We start from the raw sequence: 13,468 nt of genomic DNA on the forward strand, positions 1-13,468 counted from the left end.
CGGCGGCAAATTCGCCCCTCGCATTTCTCTCAAGGACACGCAATGACGGACCGGCAGCTCACCATACTCGCGGCGATCAACCTCATGGTGGCGGTGGGCGCCGGGGCATTCGGCGCGCATGGCCTCAAGCGCATCCTGACGCCAGAACTGCTGGCCGTCTGGCAGACCGGCGTCATGTACCACCTGGTCCACGCCCTGGGCATCTTCATCATCGCGTTGCTGGGCGCCCGCTTCGGGTCGCCGCTGCTGTCGGCCGCCGGCGTCGTCATGTTCGTCGGCATCGTGCTGTTTTCGGGCAGCCTGTACCTGCTGACGCTGACCGGCACCCGCTGGCTCGGCGCGGTGACGCCGTTCGGCGGAACGGCCTTCCTGGCCGCGTGGGCGATGGTCGCCATTGCCGCCTACCGCGCGCAGAGCTGAAAGCCCTTCCCGATCTTCACCTATCCGTTCTTCACCCTCCGGCGGCAGGAACCGCCGCCCTTGCAGGTTTCAGATGTCCCCAAGCACCGCATTACCCGCCGTCCGTGAACATTCCGCCGCCGCAGGCATCGCCTGCGTGGCGGGCGGCATCTTCTTTCTGACGCTCAGCGACGCCAATGCCAAATGGCTGGGCGCCAGCTACAACCCGCTGCAGATCCTCTTTCTGCGCGCGCTGATCGCGCTGCCCTTCGTGACCGCGCTGGCCTTGTGGCTGGGCGGACGCCGTGTGTTGCGCACGACGCATCCCGGCCTGCACCTGACGCGCGGCGCCATCAACGTGGTCTCGGCCTGTTGCTTCTATCTGGGATTGCAGGCGCTGCCGCTGGCCGAGGCCACCGCCATCGCGTTCGCCGCGCCGCTGTTCGTCACGGCGCTGTCGGTGCTGATCCTGAAGGAACGCGTGGACGGCAAACGCTGGCTGGCGGTGCTGGCAGGCTTTGCCGGCGTGCTGATCGTGGTTCGCCCTGGCACGCAGGCATTCCAGGCCGCCACCCTGCTGCCGCTGACTACAGCCCTGCTCTACGCGGTCATGATGATCACCGCGCGCGGCATCAACCGCGCAGAAGGCATGCTGACCACCACTTTCTACATCGTGTTGGGACAACTGGTGTGCAGCGCGATCGGATTGCCGTGGGTGTGGCGCGCGCCGGCCATGGAAGACCTGCCCTATTTTGGCGGCGTGGCGCTGTTCAGCACGTTGGGCCTGGCGCTCATCACGCAGGGATTCCGCATCGGGCCCGCGTCTGTCGTGGCGCCTTTCGACTACACGGGTCTGGTCTGGGCCACGATCCTGGGATGGATCTTCTGGCGCGAGGCGCCCGACGCGTATGCGTACCTGGGCGCCGTTTTCATTGCCGGCAGCGGCGTGTACATCGCCGTGCGCGAAGCGCGCGGCAAATCGCGCCGGCGTGCCGCCACCTGAAGCTGCCCGCGTTATTCGGTGGGCGGCGGAAAGTGCCGCCCCAACACCCGGGCCACGTTCGGTTCCAATGCTGCTTCGCGGGCGACCGCGGTCAATGCCGGACACATCGCGCTGAACCACGACGGGCCGGGACGCCAATGCGTCATGACCGTCACATAAAGGTCCAGCGCTGAAAAACGCCGCCCCAGCATGTGCGGCGCGCCGGCCTGGCGTTCCAGCTCCTGCCACAGCTCGGCGCGGCGCGTGTGGACCCGTTCGCGCAGCAGGTCCACCGCATCGCCTGGCGTCGTCCACTGCGCGGGATCGTCGCCGTACGTGAAGGTCGGGTAGACCGCCGCCACGACCCGCACCAGCAGGTTCAGAAAGCGCGCCCGTTCCGGCTTGTCCGGCGCGGGGGCAAGACCGGCCTGCGGCGCCAGGTCGTTCAGATGCAGGATCATCGCCGCGCTCTCGGTCATGACCTCGCCGTCGGGCAGGATCAGCGTGGGCACCTGCCCCAGCGGATTCAGATGCAGCAGCCGGTCCCGCTCGGGACCGGGCTTCAGGTACGGCACGTCCGTCAGGACGTGCGGCACATTGGCCAGCACCAGCGCCATCTCGACAATGGCGGAGCCGCACCCCGCGGACCCGATGAGCTCATAGGTCTTCATGACGGTCACCCTCCTGTTTCGGCCGGCGCCACCCGCAGCAGTTCGCCCGGGGAAGCGTCCGTCAGCACATACACATAACCGTCCGGCCCCTGCCGCACGTCGCGGATCCGGCGCTTGCGGTCGACCAGCAGCCTTTCCTTCTCGACCACGTTTTTGCCGTCGACGGTCAGGCGGATCAGGTTCTGGTTACCCAGCGCGCCGATGAAGAGCGAATTGCGCCAGGCCGGAAAGCGATCGGCGTCATAGAACGCCATGCCGCTGATGGCGGGCGATTTCGGCCACCAGTAGACCGGAGGCTCCATGCCCGGCAGCGTCTCGCCCTTGGCTTCCGGAATCTTCAGACCCGAATAGTTGATGCCGTAGGTCGCCAGCGGCCAGCCATAGTTCTTGCCCGGCTGCACCACGTTGATCTCGTCGCCGCCGCGCGGCCCGTGTTCGTTTTCCCAGAGCTCGCCGGTCCAGGGATTGAGCGCCATGCCTTGCGGATTGCGATGGCCGTACGACCAGATCTCGGGCCGCGCGCCCTGCTTGCCCACGAAGGGGTTGTCGTCAGGCAGCGCGCCGTCGGCCTTGAGCCGCACGACCTTGCCCTGCAGCTTGTCCAGGTCCTGCGCGGTTGGCCGCTGGTTGTTCTCGCCCAGCGCAATGTAGAGGTAACCCTTGCCGTCAAACACCAGGCGCGAGCCGAAATGCAGTCCGGACGACAGCTTGGGTTCCTGGCGGAAGATGACCTTGAAGTCTTCAAGTCGGCTGGCATCGTCGGCCAGCCGGCCGCGTCCCACGGCCGTGCCGCTCTTGTCGCCGTCCGACTCCGCATACGACAGATACACGTAGCGGTCGGTCGCAAAGTTTGGCGAGAGCGCCACGTCCAGCAGACCGCCCTGGCCGCGCGCGGCCACCTTGGGCACGCCGGTCAGCGGCTTGGACAACCCGCCGGGCGTACGCAACAGCCGCAGATTCCCGGGACGCTCGGTGATCAGGATGCCGCCGTCGGGCAGGAACGCCATGGACCACGGATGATCCAGGCCGCCGACAACCGGCATCACGCGCGCAGGCGCCGAGGGCGGTTCCTGCGATGCTTGCGCGATGGCGGGCGCAGCGGCGAAGGCCAGGGTCAAGGACAAGAGAAAGGGGATCGCGCGCGTGCTCGCGGCGGTGCGTGACTGCATGGACATCTCCGGCGGCGACAGATTGAAAAGCGGGCGCGGAAGGCATGACAGAGAGACGCGGGACCACTCGCGAATGGCATACCCGGTTGGCGTACCATAGCGCCCACGGACGGGAGCTCTCCCGTTCTTCCTTCCAGGAGTCTCCGACAGATGAAACTGTACTACATGCCCGGCGCGTGCTCGCTCGCTTCCCATATCGTGCTCGAATGGATCGGCAAGCCGTATGAAACGCACAAGCTCAGCCGCGAGGCGCTCAAGGAGCCCGAGTTTCTGCGGATCAATCCGATGGGCGCCGTGCCGGCGCTGACCGATGGCGACTGGACCCTGACGCAGAACGTATCCATTCTGGAGTATCTGGCCGAACAGGCGCCCGAAAGCACGCTGCTGGGCGACGGCTCCGCACGTTCGCGCGCCGAAGTGCGCCGCTGGGTCGGCTTCATCAATTCCGACGTCCACAAGACGTTCTCGCTGCTGTTCGGCGCGCAGCGTTATTTGAAGGACGAAGGCGCGCAGAAGGAACTGGCCGCATCGGCCTCGGCGCTGCTGACCAAGCTGTTCGCGCAACTGGACACGCAACTGGCCGGCAAGCAGTACCTGGCGGGCGCCGCGCCTTCGGTTGCCGATGCCTACCTGTACGTCGTGCTGCGCTGGGCGCACGCCAAGGAAGTTGACCTGACCGGCCTTTCCAACCTGTCCGCGTTCTTCGAGCGCATGCAGGCCAACGCCGGCGTCAAGGCCGCGCTGCAGGCCGAAGGGCTGTAAGGGTCTGCGCTGCCCCGCTGATGCCCGGAAGCCCTATTCCGGTGTCACGCCGGGCAGCGCCTCGCTCTCAAGGATCTTCTTGACGGCGGCCAGAAAGCGCCGCGCCAGCAGGGGCGGCGCACTCAGGTTGGAATGCGTCGCCCATATCTCAACGCTGGCCTCGGGCGTGATCGGACGCAGCACCATGTGCGCGGCCTGGTCCGGCGTAACGCACCAGGCATCCACCAGCGCCGGGCCCAAGCCCTGCTGCACGAAGGAACAGGCGGTCACGGGCGAATGCACCTCGATCGCCGCCGCGCAGTGCGGACCTTCACCGAAGAACGGCTGCAGCGCGCGTCCCAGCGGCGTATCGCGGGGATAGCCGATCCACGCCGCCGACGAAAAGTCCTCCGGCCGCACCGCGTCGTGGCTGGCAAGCGGATGCCCGGGCGGGAGCACGCACACCACCGGCACCCGCGCCAGCCGGACCGACGTCAGGTTCGGATGATCCGGCGGCTGCATGGAAATGCCGATGTCTGCCTGTCCCGACAGAAAGTACGCCGCAAGTTCGTCGAACGTCACGCTGCGGTAATCGACGCGCGCGCCCGCATTGCGACCGCGAAACCGCTCGAGCGCCATGGGGATCAGGCGCTGCCCGAAACTGGCGCTTGCCACGATCTTCAGCATGCCCGCGCCGGACTGCCCCAGGCTGGCGGCCAGGTCGTTCACGCGCTGGATGCCGCCGTACACCTGCTCGACCTCGGCATATAGACGCCGCGCCTCGGCCGTAGGGGACAGCCGGCTCTTGACGCGCTCGAACAGCCGATAGCCCAGACGGCTTTCCGTGAGGGCAAGCACCCGGCTCACAGCCGGCTGCGACACGTGCAGCATGCGCCCCGCCCCGCTGATCGAGCCGGCCATCATGATGGCGCGGAACACCTCGATCTGGCGCAGGTTCAGCGGCCGCCCGGCGCTCGGCCCGGCCTCGTCGGCATACGCATCGGGTTCCATTTCTTCCCCTTTTCCAATAACGAGGGATTATAGGTTTGAGACATTTTTCGATGACGCAGTGCCGCATGGCCGGGTGTAATCTGCCCGCTCCACAAAACAAAACCAGGGGAAATCCACCATGCGCAGCACGCTCCTTCGCAGTCTTTCCATGGCGGCGCTCAGCGTCGTCTTCGCCGGCGCCGCCTCGGCCGCCGGCTATCCCGACAAGCCCATCACTTTCGTGGTCCCGTCTGCCGCCGGCGGCTCGCCTGACGTGCTGTCGCGCCTGATCACCACGCAGATTGCCCGCGACACCGGCGCAACGATGGTCATCGAAAACCGCCCGGGCGCCGCCGGCAACATCGGCATCGCGCTTATCAAGCGCGCAGCGCCGGATGGCTACACGGTCGGCTACGGCAACATCAACACGCTCGCGGTGAACCGCTCGCTGTTCAAGCGCCTGCCTTACGACGTGGACAAGGACCTGACGCCCGTCGCGCACATGTTCGACCTGTACAACGCCCTGATCGTCCCGGCCGACTCGCCCGTCACCAGCGTGCAGGACCTGATCGACCGAGCCCGCAAGGAGCCGGGCCGCTTGTCGTATGGCGCATCGGGCGTCGGCACTACCGGCCACATGGGCGGCGAACTCTTCAAGAGCATGGCCAAGCTGGACGTGATGTTCATCCCCTACAACGGCGGCCCCGCCGCCATCCAGGATCTGCTGGGCGGCCGCCTGGACTACCTGTTCGTCAACACCTCCGAGGCCGCGCCGCTGGTCAAGAGCGGCAAGGTCCGCGCCATCGGCGTCAGCAGCCTGAAGCGCCTGGCGCTGATGCCCGACGTGCCCACGCTGGACGAGTCCGGCCTGAAGGGTTACGAGACAGTCGCCTGGGGCGGCGTGGTGGCGCCCAAGGGCACACCCGACGACGTGGTGGCCACGCTGAACGCCGCCATCCAGAAAGCGCTGCAAGCGCCGGAAGTGCGCCAGGGCCTGGCAACGCTGGGCGCCGAACCGGCCACCGGCTCACCCGCCGACTTCAAGCAGCTGATCGATCGCGAAACCGCCAAGTGGCAGCAGATCATCGACAACGCCGGCATCGAAAAACTCGACTGAGCACGCTTCATGACGGCAGACACCTTGCAGGCTGACTTCATCGTCGCGGGCGCCACGCTCATCGACGGCTCGGGCGGGCCCGCCACCCAGGGCGACCTGGCCGTGCGCGGCGGACGCATCGCGGCGGTGGGCAGCTTTGCCCGTCCCGCCGGCGTGCCGGTCATCGACGGCCGGGGCCAGGTTCTGGCGCCGGGCTTCATCGACTCGCACACCCACGACGACGGCTACCTGCTCGCGCATCCCGACATGCTGCCCAAGGTGTCGCAAGGCATCACCACGGTCGTCACCGGCAACTGCGGGATCAGCCTGGCGCCCCTGGCGCGCACGCAGATCCCGCAGCCGCTCGACCTGCTGGGTCCGCCGGCGCTGTTCCGCTTTGGCACCTTCCGCGCCTGGATGGACGCCCTGCGCGACACGCCGGCCGCGGTCAACGTGATTCCGCTGGTGGGCCACACCACCCTGCGCGTCGCCGTCATGGACGACACTTCGCGCGCGGCCAACGACGCGGAACGGGCCGCCATGCGCGACCTGATGCAGGAAGCGCTGGATGCCGGCGCGTTCGGCGTGTCGACCGGCACCTTCTATCCGCCGGCCAGCGCCGCGCCCACGGACGAGATCATCGACGTGTGCCAGCCGCTGCGCGGCCGCGCCGGCATCTATGCCACGCACCTGCGCGACGAGGCCGACCACATCGTGCCCGCCATGGAAGAGGCCCTGCTCATCGGACGCGAAACCGACTCCCGCGTGGTGTTCTCGCATCACAAGCTGGCGGGCGAACGCAATCACGGCCGCACCCGCGAAACGCTGGACCTCATCAGTCGCGCCGCGGCGGCGCAGCCGGTCTGCCTGGACTGCCATCCCTATCCGGCCACCTCGACCATGCTGCGGCTGGACCGCGCGCGGCTGGCCAGCCGCACGATGATCACGTGGTCCACGGGCTACCCCGAGGCCACGGGCCGTGACTTCAGTGACGTCATGGCCGAACTTGGCCTGGACGACGAAGCCGCGGTCGCCCGGCTGGCTCCGGCCGGCGCCATCTATTTCCTGATGGACCCGGCGGACGTCAAACGCATCTTTGCCCATCCGCTGACCATGGTCGGCTCGGACGGCCTGCCCTTCGACCCGCATCCGCACCCCCGTCAATGGGGCACGTTCACCAACGTGCTGCGCACCATGGTGCGCGAGCAGAACCTGCTGTCGCTCGAATCCGCCATCCACAAGATGACCGGGTTGGCCGCCGCCCAGTACGGCGTCGCCGGGCGCGGCCTGCTCCGGGAGGGGTATCATGCTGACCTGGTGCTGTTCGATCCCGCCACCGTCACCGACGTGGCCACTTTTTCAGCGCCCATTCAGGCAAGCCGGGGCATCCACGCCGTGTGGGTCAACGGCAGGCAGGTCTGGGACGGGGAAAGGACGGGCACCGAACGCCCGGGCCAGGTCCTGACGCCCGGTGATGCATGAGCACGGAGTACTTAAAGTGAAGACGTTTTCCCAGGGCTGCTACCTGGGTGTATTGGGCGGAATGGGCCCCATGGCCGGCGCGGCCTTTGCCCTCCGCCTGGCGGCGCTGACGCCCGCCACGGTTGACCAGCAACACATCCCCACCCTGCTGCGCAACGATCCCCGTATTCCCGACCGTTCCAGCGCCTACATGGCCGGCGGCGAGAATCCCCTGCCCCACATGGTCGATGGCGTGCGCTTCCTGGAACAGGCCGGCGCCCAGCTCATCGCCATCCCGTGCAACACCGCCCACCTGTGGTTCGACGACATCGCCGCGTCCACGCGTCTGCCGGTGCTGCACATCATCGAAGCGGTCATCGAAGACCTGCGCCGCCTTGGCCTGCCCAGCGGCCGCATCGGCCTGATGGGCACCGCCGCCACGCTCAAGCTCGGCCTCTACCAGCGTCACCTTGAAGCACAAGGCTACGAGTGCATCGTGCCTGACGACGACGAAGTCGAACGCTTCTGCATGGGCTCGATCCGCGCGGTCAAGGGCAACCAGCTCGAAGACGCCTTTGCGCCCGCCGCCGAATGCATCGCCCGCCTTAAGGCCCGCGGCGCCGACGCCGTCGTGCTCGGCTGCACGGAACTGCCCCTGGCGGTCCCGCACGCCCTGCGCCCCAGCCTCGGCGTGACCCTCACGGACTCCATCGACGCCCTCGCCCGCGCCGCCATCGCGCACTACCAGGCCGACCAGCCGGCCGAACGCATCGCCGCGTAAAAAAAAGGGCGCATCTTTCGATGCGCCCACTTCCTTCGCGGGGAAGAGGTCAACCGCCCAGGTACGCCTTGCGGACCTTGTCGTTGACCAGCAGGTTGGCGCCGGTGTCCTGCAGGACCACGCGGCCGTTTTCCAGCACGTAACCGCGGTCCGCCACGCCCAGCGCCTTGTTGGCATTCTGCTCGACCAGGAACACGGTCACGCCCTGCTCCCGGATCTCGCGGATGATGTCGAAGATCTGGGCGATCACCAGCGGGGCCAGGCCCAGCGTCGGTTCGTCCAGCAGCAAGAGGCGCGGCCGGGTCATCAGCGCGCGGCCAATGGCCAGCATCTGCTGTTCGCCGCCCGACATCAGGCCGGCGCGCTGGCTGGCGCGTTCCTTCAAGCGCGGGAACAGCCCGTAGACGTGGTCGATGCCGGCCTCGATCTCGTCGCGCTTGGAAAAGAAGCCGCCCATCATCAGGTTCTCGGCGACCGTCAGGTCCTTGAACACGCGCCGCCCTTCAGGCGAAATGGCGATGCCACTGCGCATGATGTGGTGCGTGTCCTTGTTCGTGATGTCCTCGCCTTCGAACGTGATCTTACCTTCGCGCGCCCGAGGATTGCCGCAAACGGTCATCAGCAGCGTCGTCTTGCCCGCTCCGTTCGCGCCGATCAGCGTGACGATCTCGCCCTGGTTGACGTCCACCGACACGCCGTTCAACGCCTGGATGGCGCCATAGTACGTGTGTATGTTTTCCAGCTTCAGCATCATTCCTCCCCCAGGTACGCCTTGATGACGCGCTCGTCGTTGCGCACCTGCTCGGGGGTGCCGGTCGTGATGGGCTTGCCGTGTTCCATGACCAAAATGCGGTCCGAAATGCCCATGATCAGGCTCATGTCGTGCTCGATCAGCAGCACGGCCACGCCGAATTCGCGGCGAAGCTGGTCGATGAGCGATTGCAGATCGCGCTTTTCCTGAGGATTCAGGCCGGCCGCCGGCTCGTCCAGCATCAGCAGACGCGGCTTGGTGATCATGCAGCGCGCGATCTCCAGGCGCCGCTGGTGGCCGTAAGCCAGATTGCCGGCTTCACGGTTGGCGAACTCGCGCAGGCCCATGAAATCCAGCCACTGCGCCGCGCGCGACAGCGCCTCGGATTCGGACTGGCGGTAGCCGCGGGTCTTGAGCAGGCCGGGCAGCAGGCGCGATTCCACCTGCGTATGCTGCGCGACCAGCAGGTTTTCCAGCACCGTCAGCTGCTTGAACAGGCGCACGTTCTGGAACGTGCGCACCAGCCCGTGGCGCGCCACCTTGTGGCTGGCAAGACCCGTGATGGGCTTGCCGTCCATGATGATTTCACCGGCGGTCGGCGCGTAAAAGCCGCCCACGCAGTTGAACACGGTGGTCTTGCCCGCCCCGTTCGGGCCGATGATGGCAAAGACCTCGTCGGACATGACCTCGAAACCCACGCTATCGACGGCCAGGAGGCCGCCGAACCGCATGGTCAGGCCGGAAACTTTCAGCAATGCCTCGCTCATTTAGCCAGCTCCACGTGGGGACGCTTCATGGGCAACAACCCCTGCGGACGCCACATCATCATCAATACCATCACCAGACCGAACATCAGCATCCGGTACTCGGCGAACTCGCGCGCCAGTTCGGGCAGCACGGTCAGCAGGATGGCAGCGAGGATCACACCGACCTGCGAACCCATGCCGCCCAGCACCACGATGGCCAGGATCAGCGCGGACTCGATGAACGTGAAGGACTCCGGATTCACCATGCCCTGGCGCGCCGCGAAGAACGCGCCGCCAAAGCCGGCGAACATGGCGCCCAGCGTGAACGCGGACAGCTTGATGCGGGTGGGATTCAGGCCCAGCGAACGGCAGGCGATCTCGTCTTCGCGCAGCGCCTCCCAGGCGCGGCCGACCGGCATGCGGATCAGGCGCGTGGACACGAACAGCGTCACCAGCGCAAGCAGCAGCGCCATCATGTACAGGTAGATCACCATGTCCTGGTTCTGGAACGTCAGCCCGAAGAACTCATGGAACGTGGTGCCACCCTCGGTGCTGGGCCGGCGCGTCATTTCCAGGCCGAAGAACGTGGGCTTCGGAATCCCGGAAATGCCGTCCGGACCGCCGGTGACCTGGTTCAGGTTGATCAGCAGCAGGCGGATGATTTCACCGAAGCCCAGCGTCACGATGGCCAGGTAATCGCCGCGCAGCCGCAGCACCGGAAAGCCCAGCACGAATCCGAACAGCGCCGACATCGCACCGGCAAACGGCAGCGCTTCCCAGAAGCTCCAGCCGCCCCAGTGATAGAGCAACGCGTAGGTATAGGCGCCGACGGCGTAAAAGCCGACGAAGCCCAGATCCAGCAGCCCGGCAAAGCCCACCACGATGTTCAGGCCCAGGCCCAGCATCACGTAGATCAGCACCAGCGTGGCGATGTCCACCGAACTGCGGCCCGCGAAGAACGGCCAGATCACCGCAATGGCAAGCAGCAGCACCATCAGCGGCTTGTGGTTGCGGGCCGGCGCCGACGACAGCGTGGGCAGGCCGGTCTTGAGCTTCTTGAACGGAATGGCAAGCCACGGACGCAGCAGCTGGAACACGAACACCACCGCCGCGGCCAGCGCCACCAGCGACCAGTTCGACTCCATCGACGTGCGCGCACCCTGGCGGATGAGCTGCAGACCGAAGACCGGGGTGACGATGACCGCCGTCAGCACGGCCGCCATCGTGGCGTTTTTGAGATTGTTGGTCGACATCAGACTTTTTCCACCTCAGGTTTGCCCAGCAGCCCGGTGGGACGGAACAGCAGAATCAGGACCAGCAGCGAGAACGCCACGATGTCCTTGTACTGCGACGATATGTAGGCCGCCGCAAAGGTTTCCGCCAGGCCCAGCAGCACGCCGCCCAGCATGGCGCCGGGGATGCTGCCGATGCCGCCGAGCACCGCCGCCGTGAAGGCCTTGATGCCGGCCAGGAAGCCGATGAAGGGATTGAGTTTGCCGATGGTGATGGCGATCAGCACACCGCCGACCGCCGCCAGGATCGCACCCATCACGAACGTGAACGAGATCACGCGGTTGGTATCGATGCCCAGCAGGTTGGCCATGTGCATGTCCTGCGAGCAGGCGCGCGATGCGCGGCCCATACGGGAATACTTGATGAACAGCGTCAGCGCGATCATCAGCACCACCGTCACCACGATGATCATCAGGCGCGAGTACGGCACCGTCACATCGAAGTCCGAGCCCATGTGGAACTGCATGGCGCCGGACACCAGCGAGGGCACGGCCATGTCGCGCGCGCCCTGGCCGAGGGCCACCCAGTTCTGCAGGAAGATCGACATACCGATGGCGGAGATCAGCGCCACCAGTCGGGGACTGCCGCGCACCGGACGGTACGCCACGCGTTCGACCGAAAAGCCGTAGATGCCGGTCACCGTGATGGCGACAAGCAGCATGGCCGCGATGATGAACGGGGTCGGCAAACCGCTGTTGGTGCCGATCGCCGTCAAGGTGACCAGGCCCACGTAGGCGCCGATCATATAGATTTCGCCGTGGGCGAAATTGATCATACCGATGATGCCGTAGACCATTGTGTAGCCGATGGCAATCAGCGCATAGATCGCTCCCAGGGACAATCCGTTGAAGAATTGCTGGGTAAGTTGGGGTATGAGGTCGGACATGATTCCATTGCTCCAAATAGTTCCGGCTCCGGTAGTGAGACCCGGAGCCGGAAACCTGGGCGTATTTTATAAGGGCCTGCCGGCGCCGCCTTGCCGGCCGCACAGCGCTTTTGGCGCATCGCTACGCGGATTTCGGCAAGACGGAGACAGCAGGCCCTACACGCCGGCAACACGCCGGCGGGATCGCGAGTTTACAGCTGGGTCTTCTTTCCGTCCTTGTCCCACTTATAGACGGCGAACTCAAAGTCCTTCAGATCGCCCTTGGCATCGTATTCGACCTTGCCGATGCCCGTATTGAACGTGGTTTTGTGCATGTAGTCGGCAACCTTGGCCGGATCTTCGCCGACAGCGTTGATGCTGTCCGCCAGGATCTGGACCGCGGCGTAGGCCGGCATCTGGAAGGCGCCGTCCGGATCGCGCTTGGCGTCCTTGAAGGCCTTGACGATGCTTTCGTTGCCCGGCAGCTTGGTGAAGTCGGCCGGCAGCGTGACCAGCAGGCCGTCGATAGCCGGACCGGCGATGGCCACCAGATCCTGGTTGGCCGTGCCTTCCGGACCCATGAACTGGACCTTCAGGCCCTGTTCACGCGCCTGGCGCAGCAGCAGGCCCAGCTCGGGGTGGTAGCCGCCGAAGTAGACCAGGTCCACGCCCGAGGACTTCAGCTTGGTGATGATGGCCGAGTAATCGCTGTCGCCGACGTTGATGCCTTCAAACAGCGCGACGTTGACCTTTTCCTTGGCCAGCGCGTCCTTGACCTGCGTGGCCACGCCCGAGCCGTAGGTCTGCTTGTCGTGCAGCACGGCAACCTTCTGCGGCTTCAAGGTCTTGGCGATGTAGCCGGCGGCGTACGGACCCTGCTGGTCGTCGCGGCCGATCGTGCGGAAGAAGAAGTGCGGCTTGATCGTGTCGGTGACCAGCGGCGACGTGGCGCCCGGGGTGATGCCGACGATGCCCTCTTCCTCGTAGACCTTCACGGCGGCGACCGTGACGCCCGAGCACGCATGGGCCACGGCGAACTTGGCGCCGGAGTTGACCACGCGGTTGGCGGCGGGCACGGCCTGCTTGGGTTCGCAGCCGTCGTCGATCAGGATCGGCTCGAGCTTCTTGCCCTTGACGCCGCCCTTGGCGTTGATGGTCTCGATGGCGGTCAGCGCGCCGGCCTGGATCTGGTCGCCGTATTGGGTGTTGGGACCGGTCATGGGCTGGGGAATGCCGATCTTGATCGTGTCGGCGGCGTGCGCGGCGCCAGCCAAGGCAAGTGCCCCAAGCGCCATGGCTACCGGGGTAAGGCGATTCAGAAACTTCATGCGGAGTTCTCCAGCGAGGTTTTGAGCGGCTCTGTCCAACACGGTTTATCGGGAGAGTACCCCTACGTCCGCATTGCCCGTCGCCGGCTTCTTGGGCAAAAACACGGTGTGGGCGGTATTCTGAAAGCAAGCCGTCATACTGTCACTGCGTGTAATCCCCAATATTTCAGGCGGGGCTTTTATTCGTGACGGATA

14 protein-coding genes are annotated in these 13,468 nt (G+C 66.0%); 6 read left to right on the plus strand and 8 right to left on the minus strand.

The features are described 5' to 3' along the window. The first annotated feature begins 42 nt into the window (after window positions 1-42). Both AC6CIE_RS06550 and AC6CIE_RS06555 read left to right on the plus strand, forming a co-directional pair. Window positions 43-420: a DUF423 domain-containing protein gene (locus AC6CIE_RS06550; protein ID WP_175121616.1), complete on the plus strand. Its 378-nt coding sequence runs from the start codon at window positions 43-45 to the stop codon at window positions 418-420. A gap of 73 nt (window positions 421-493) precedes the next feature. Beyond that, window positions 494-1,402: a DMT family transporter gene (locus AC6CIE_RS06555; protein WP_175136568.1), complete on the plus strand. Its 909-nt coding sequence runs from the start codon at window positions 494-496 to the stop codon at window positions 1,400-1,402. 11 nt (window positions 1,403-1,413) lie between these two features. On the opposite strand, the gene AC6CIE_RS06560 is transcribed toward AC6CIE_RS06555, so the two are convergent. Both AC6CIE_RS06560 and AC6CIE_RS06565 read right to left on the minus strand, forming a co-directional pair. Next, a complete protein-coding gene (locus AC6CIE_RS06560) occupies window positions 1,414-2,052 on the minus strand; it encodes a glutathione S-transferase family protein (protein WP_498091719.1) in 639 nt (212 codons plus the stop codon). Between the two features lie 5 nt (window positions 2,053-2,057). Beyond that, complete coding sequence (locus AC6CIE_RS06565; protein ID WP_498091721.1) at window positions 2,058-3,221, minus strand: PQQ-dependent sugar dehydrogenase; 1,164 nt, start codon at window positions 3,219-3,221, stop codon at window positions 2,058-2,060. Between the two features lie 150 nt (window positions 3,222-3,371). Here AC6CIE_RS06565 and AC6CIE_RS06570 point away from each other — a divergent pair, with 150 nt between their 5' ends. Beyond that, complete coding sequence (locus AC6CIE_RS06570) at window positions 3,372-3,983, plus strand: glutathione binding-like protein (protein ID WP_239213381.1); 612 nt, start codon at window positions 3,372-3,374, stop codon at window positions 3,981-3,983. 33 nt (window positions 3,984-4,016) lie between these two features. On the opposite strand, the gene AC6CIE_RS06575 is transcribed toward AC6CIE_RS06570, so the two are convergent. Further along, window positions 4,017-4,973, minus strand: coding sequence for a LysR family transcriptional regulator (locus AC6CIE_RS06575; RefSeq protein ID WP_498091723.1), 957 nt, complete (start codon window positions 4,971-4,973; stop codon window positions 4,017-4,019). Window positions 4,974-5,091: 118 nt separating this feature from the next. Between AC6CIE_RS06575 and AC6CIE_RS06580 the strand changes: the two genes are divergently transcribed. Genes AC6CIE_RS06580 through cuyB form a run of 3 tightly spaced genes read left to right on the plus strand, consistent with a single transcriptional unit; the run spans window position 5,092 to window position 8,290 of the window. After that, window positions 5,092-6,069 (plus strand): Bug family tripartite tricarboxylate transporter substrate binding protein, encoded by a 978-nt coding sequence (locus tag AC6CIE_RS06580; RefSeq protein ID WP_218343732.1) that lies wholly within the window; start codon window positions 5,092-5,094, stop codon window positions 6,067-6,069. A 9-nt stretch (window positions 6,070-6,078) separates the two neighbouring features. Beyond that, complete coding sequence (locus tag AC6CIE_RS06585; RefSeq protein ID WP_498091724.1) at window positions 6,079-7,530, plus strand: N-acyl-D-amino-acid deacylase family protein; 1,452 nt, start codon at window positions 6,079-6,081, stop codon at window positions 7,528-7,530. A 16-nt stretch (window positions 7,531-7,546) separates the two neighbouring features. Further along, a complete protein-coding gene (cuyB, locus tag AC6CIE_RS06590) occupies window positions 7,547-8,290 on the plus strand; it encodes a cysteate racemase (protein WP_175121624.1) in 744 nt (247 codons plus the stop codon). Window positions 8,291-8,339: 49 nt separating this feature from the next. On the opposite strand, the gene AC6CIE_RS06595 is transcribed toward cuyB, so the two are convergent. From AC6CIE_RS06595 to AC6CIE_RS06615, 5 genes are all read right to left on the minus strand, one after another. Next, window positions 8,340-9,041 (minus strand): ABC transporter ATP-binding protein, encoded by a 702-nt coding sequence (locus tag AC6CIE_RS06595; protein ID WP_175122001.1) that lies wholly within the window; start codon window positions 9,039-9,041, stop codon window positions 8,340-8,342. Continuing rightward, window positions 9,041-9,808 carry a high-affinity branched-chain amino acid ABC transporter ATP-binding protein LivG gene (gene livG, locus AC6CIE_RS06600; protein WP_175121625.1) on the minus strand — a complete coding sequence of 256 codons (768 nt, stop codon included), beginning with the start codon at window positions 9,806-9,808 and terminating at the stop codon, window positions 9,041-9,043. Before livG ends, AC6CIE_RS06595 begins: the two co-directional genes overlap by 1 nt. Next, window positions 9,805-11,040, minus strand: coding sequence for a high-affinity branched-chain amino acid ABC transporter permease LivM (locus AC6CIE_RS06605; protein WP_175121626.1), 1,236 nt, complete (start codon window positions 11,038-11,040; stop codon window positions 9,805-9,807). Before AC6CIE_RS06605 ends, livG begins: the two co-directional genes overlap by 4 nt. Continuing rightward, window positions 11,040-11,966, minus strand: coding sequence for a high-affinity branched-chain amino acid ABC transporter permease LivH (gene livH / locus AC6CIE_RS06610; RefSeq protein WP_175121627.1), 927 nt, complete (start codon window positions 11,964-11,966; stop codon window positions 11,040-11,042). The genes AC6CIE_RS06605 and livH overlap by 1 nt, the downstream gene beginning before the upstream one ends. A 191-nt stretch (window positions 11,967-12,157) precedes the next feature. Next, window positions 12,158-13,273, minus strand: coding sequence for a high-affinity branched-chain amino acid ABC transporter substrate-binding protein (locus AC6CIE_RS06615; RefSeq protein WP_105238831.1), 1,116 nt, complete (start codon window positions 13,271-13,273; stop codon window positions 12,158-12,160). Between the last annotated feature and the right edge of the window lie 195 nt (window positions 13,274-13,468).

It is taken from the genome of Achromobacter sp. GQ309 (genome assembly GCF_059759315.1).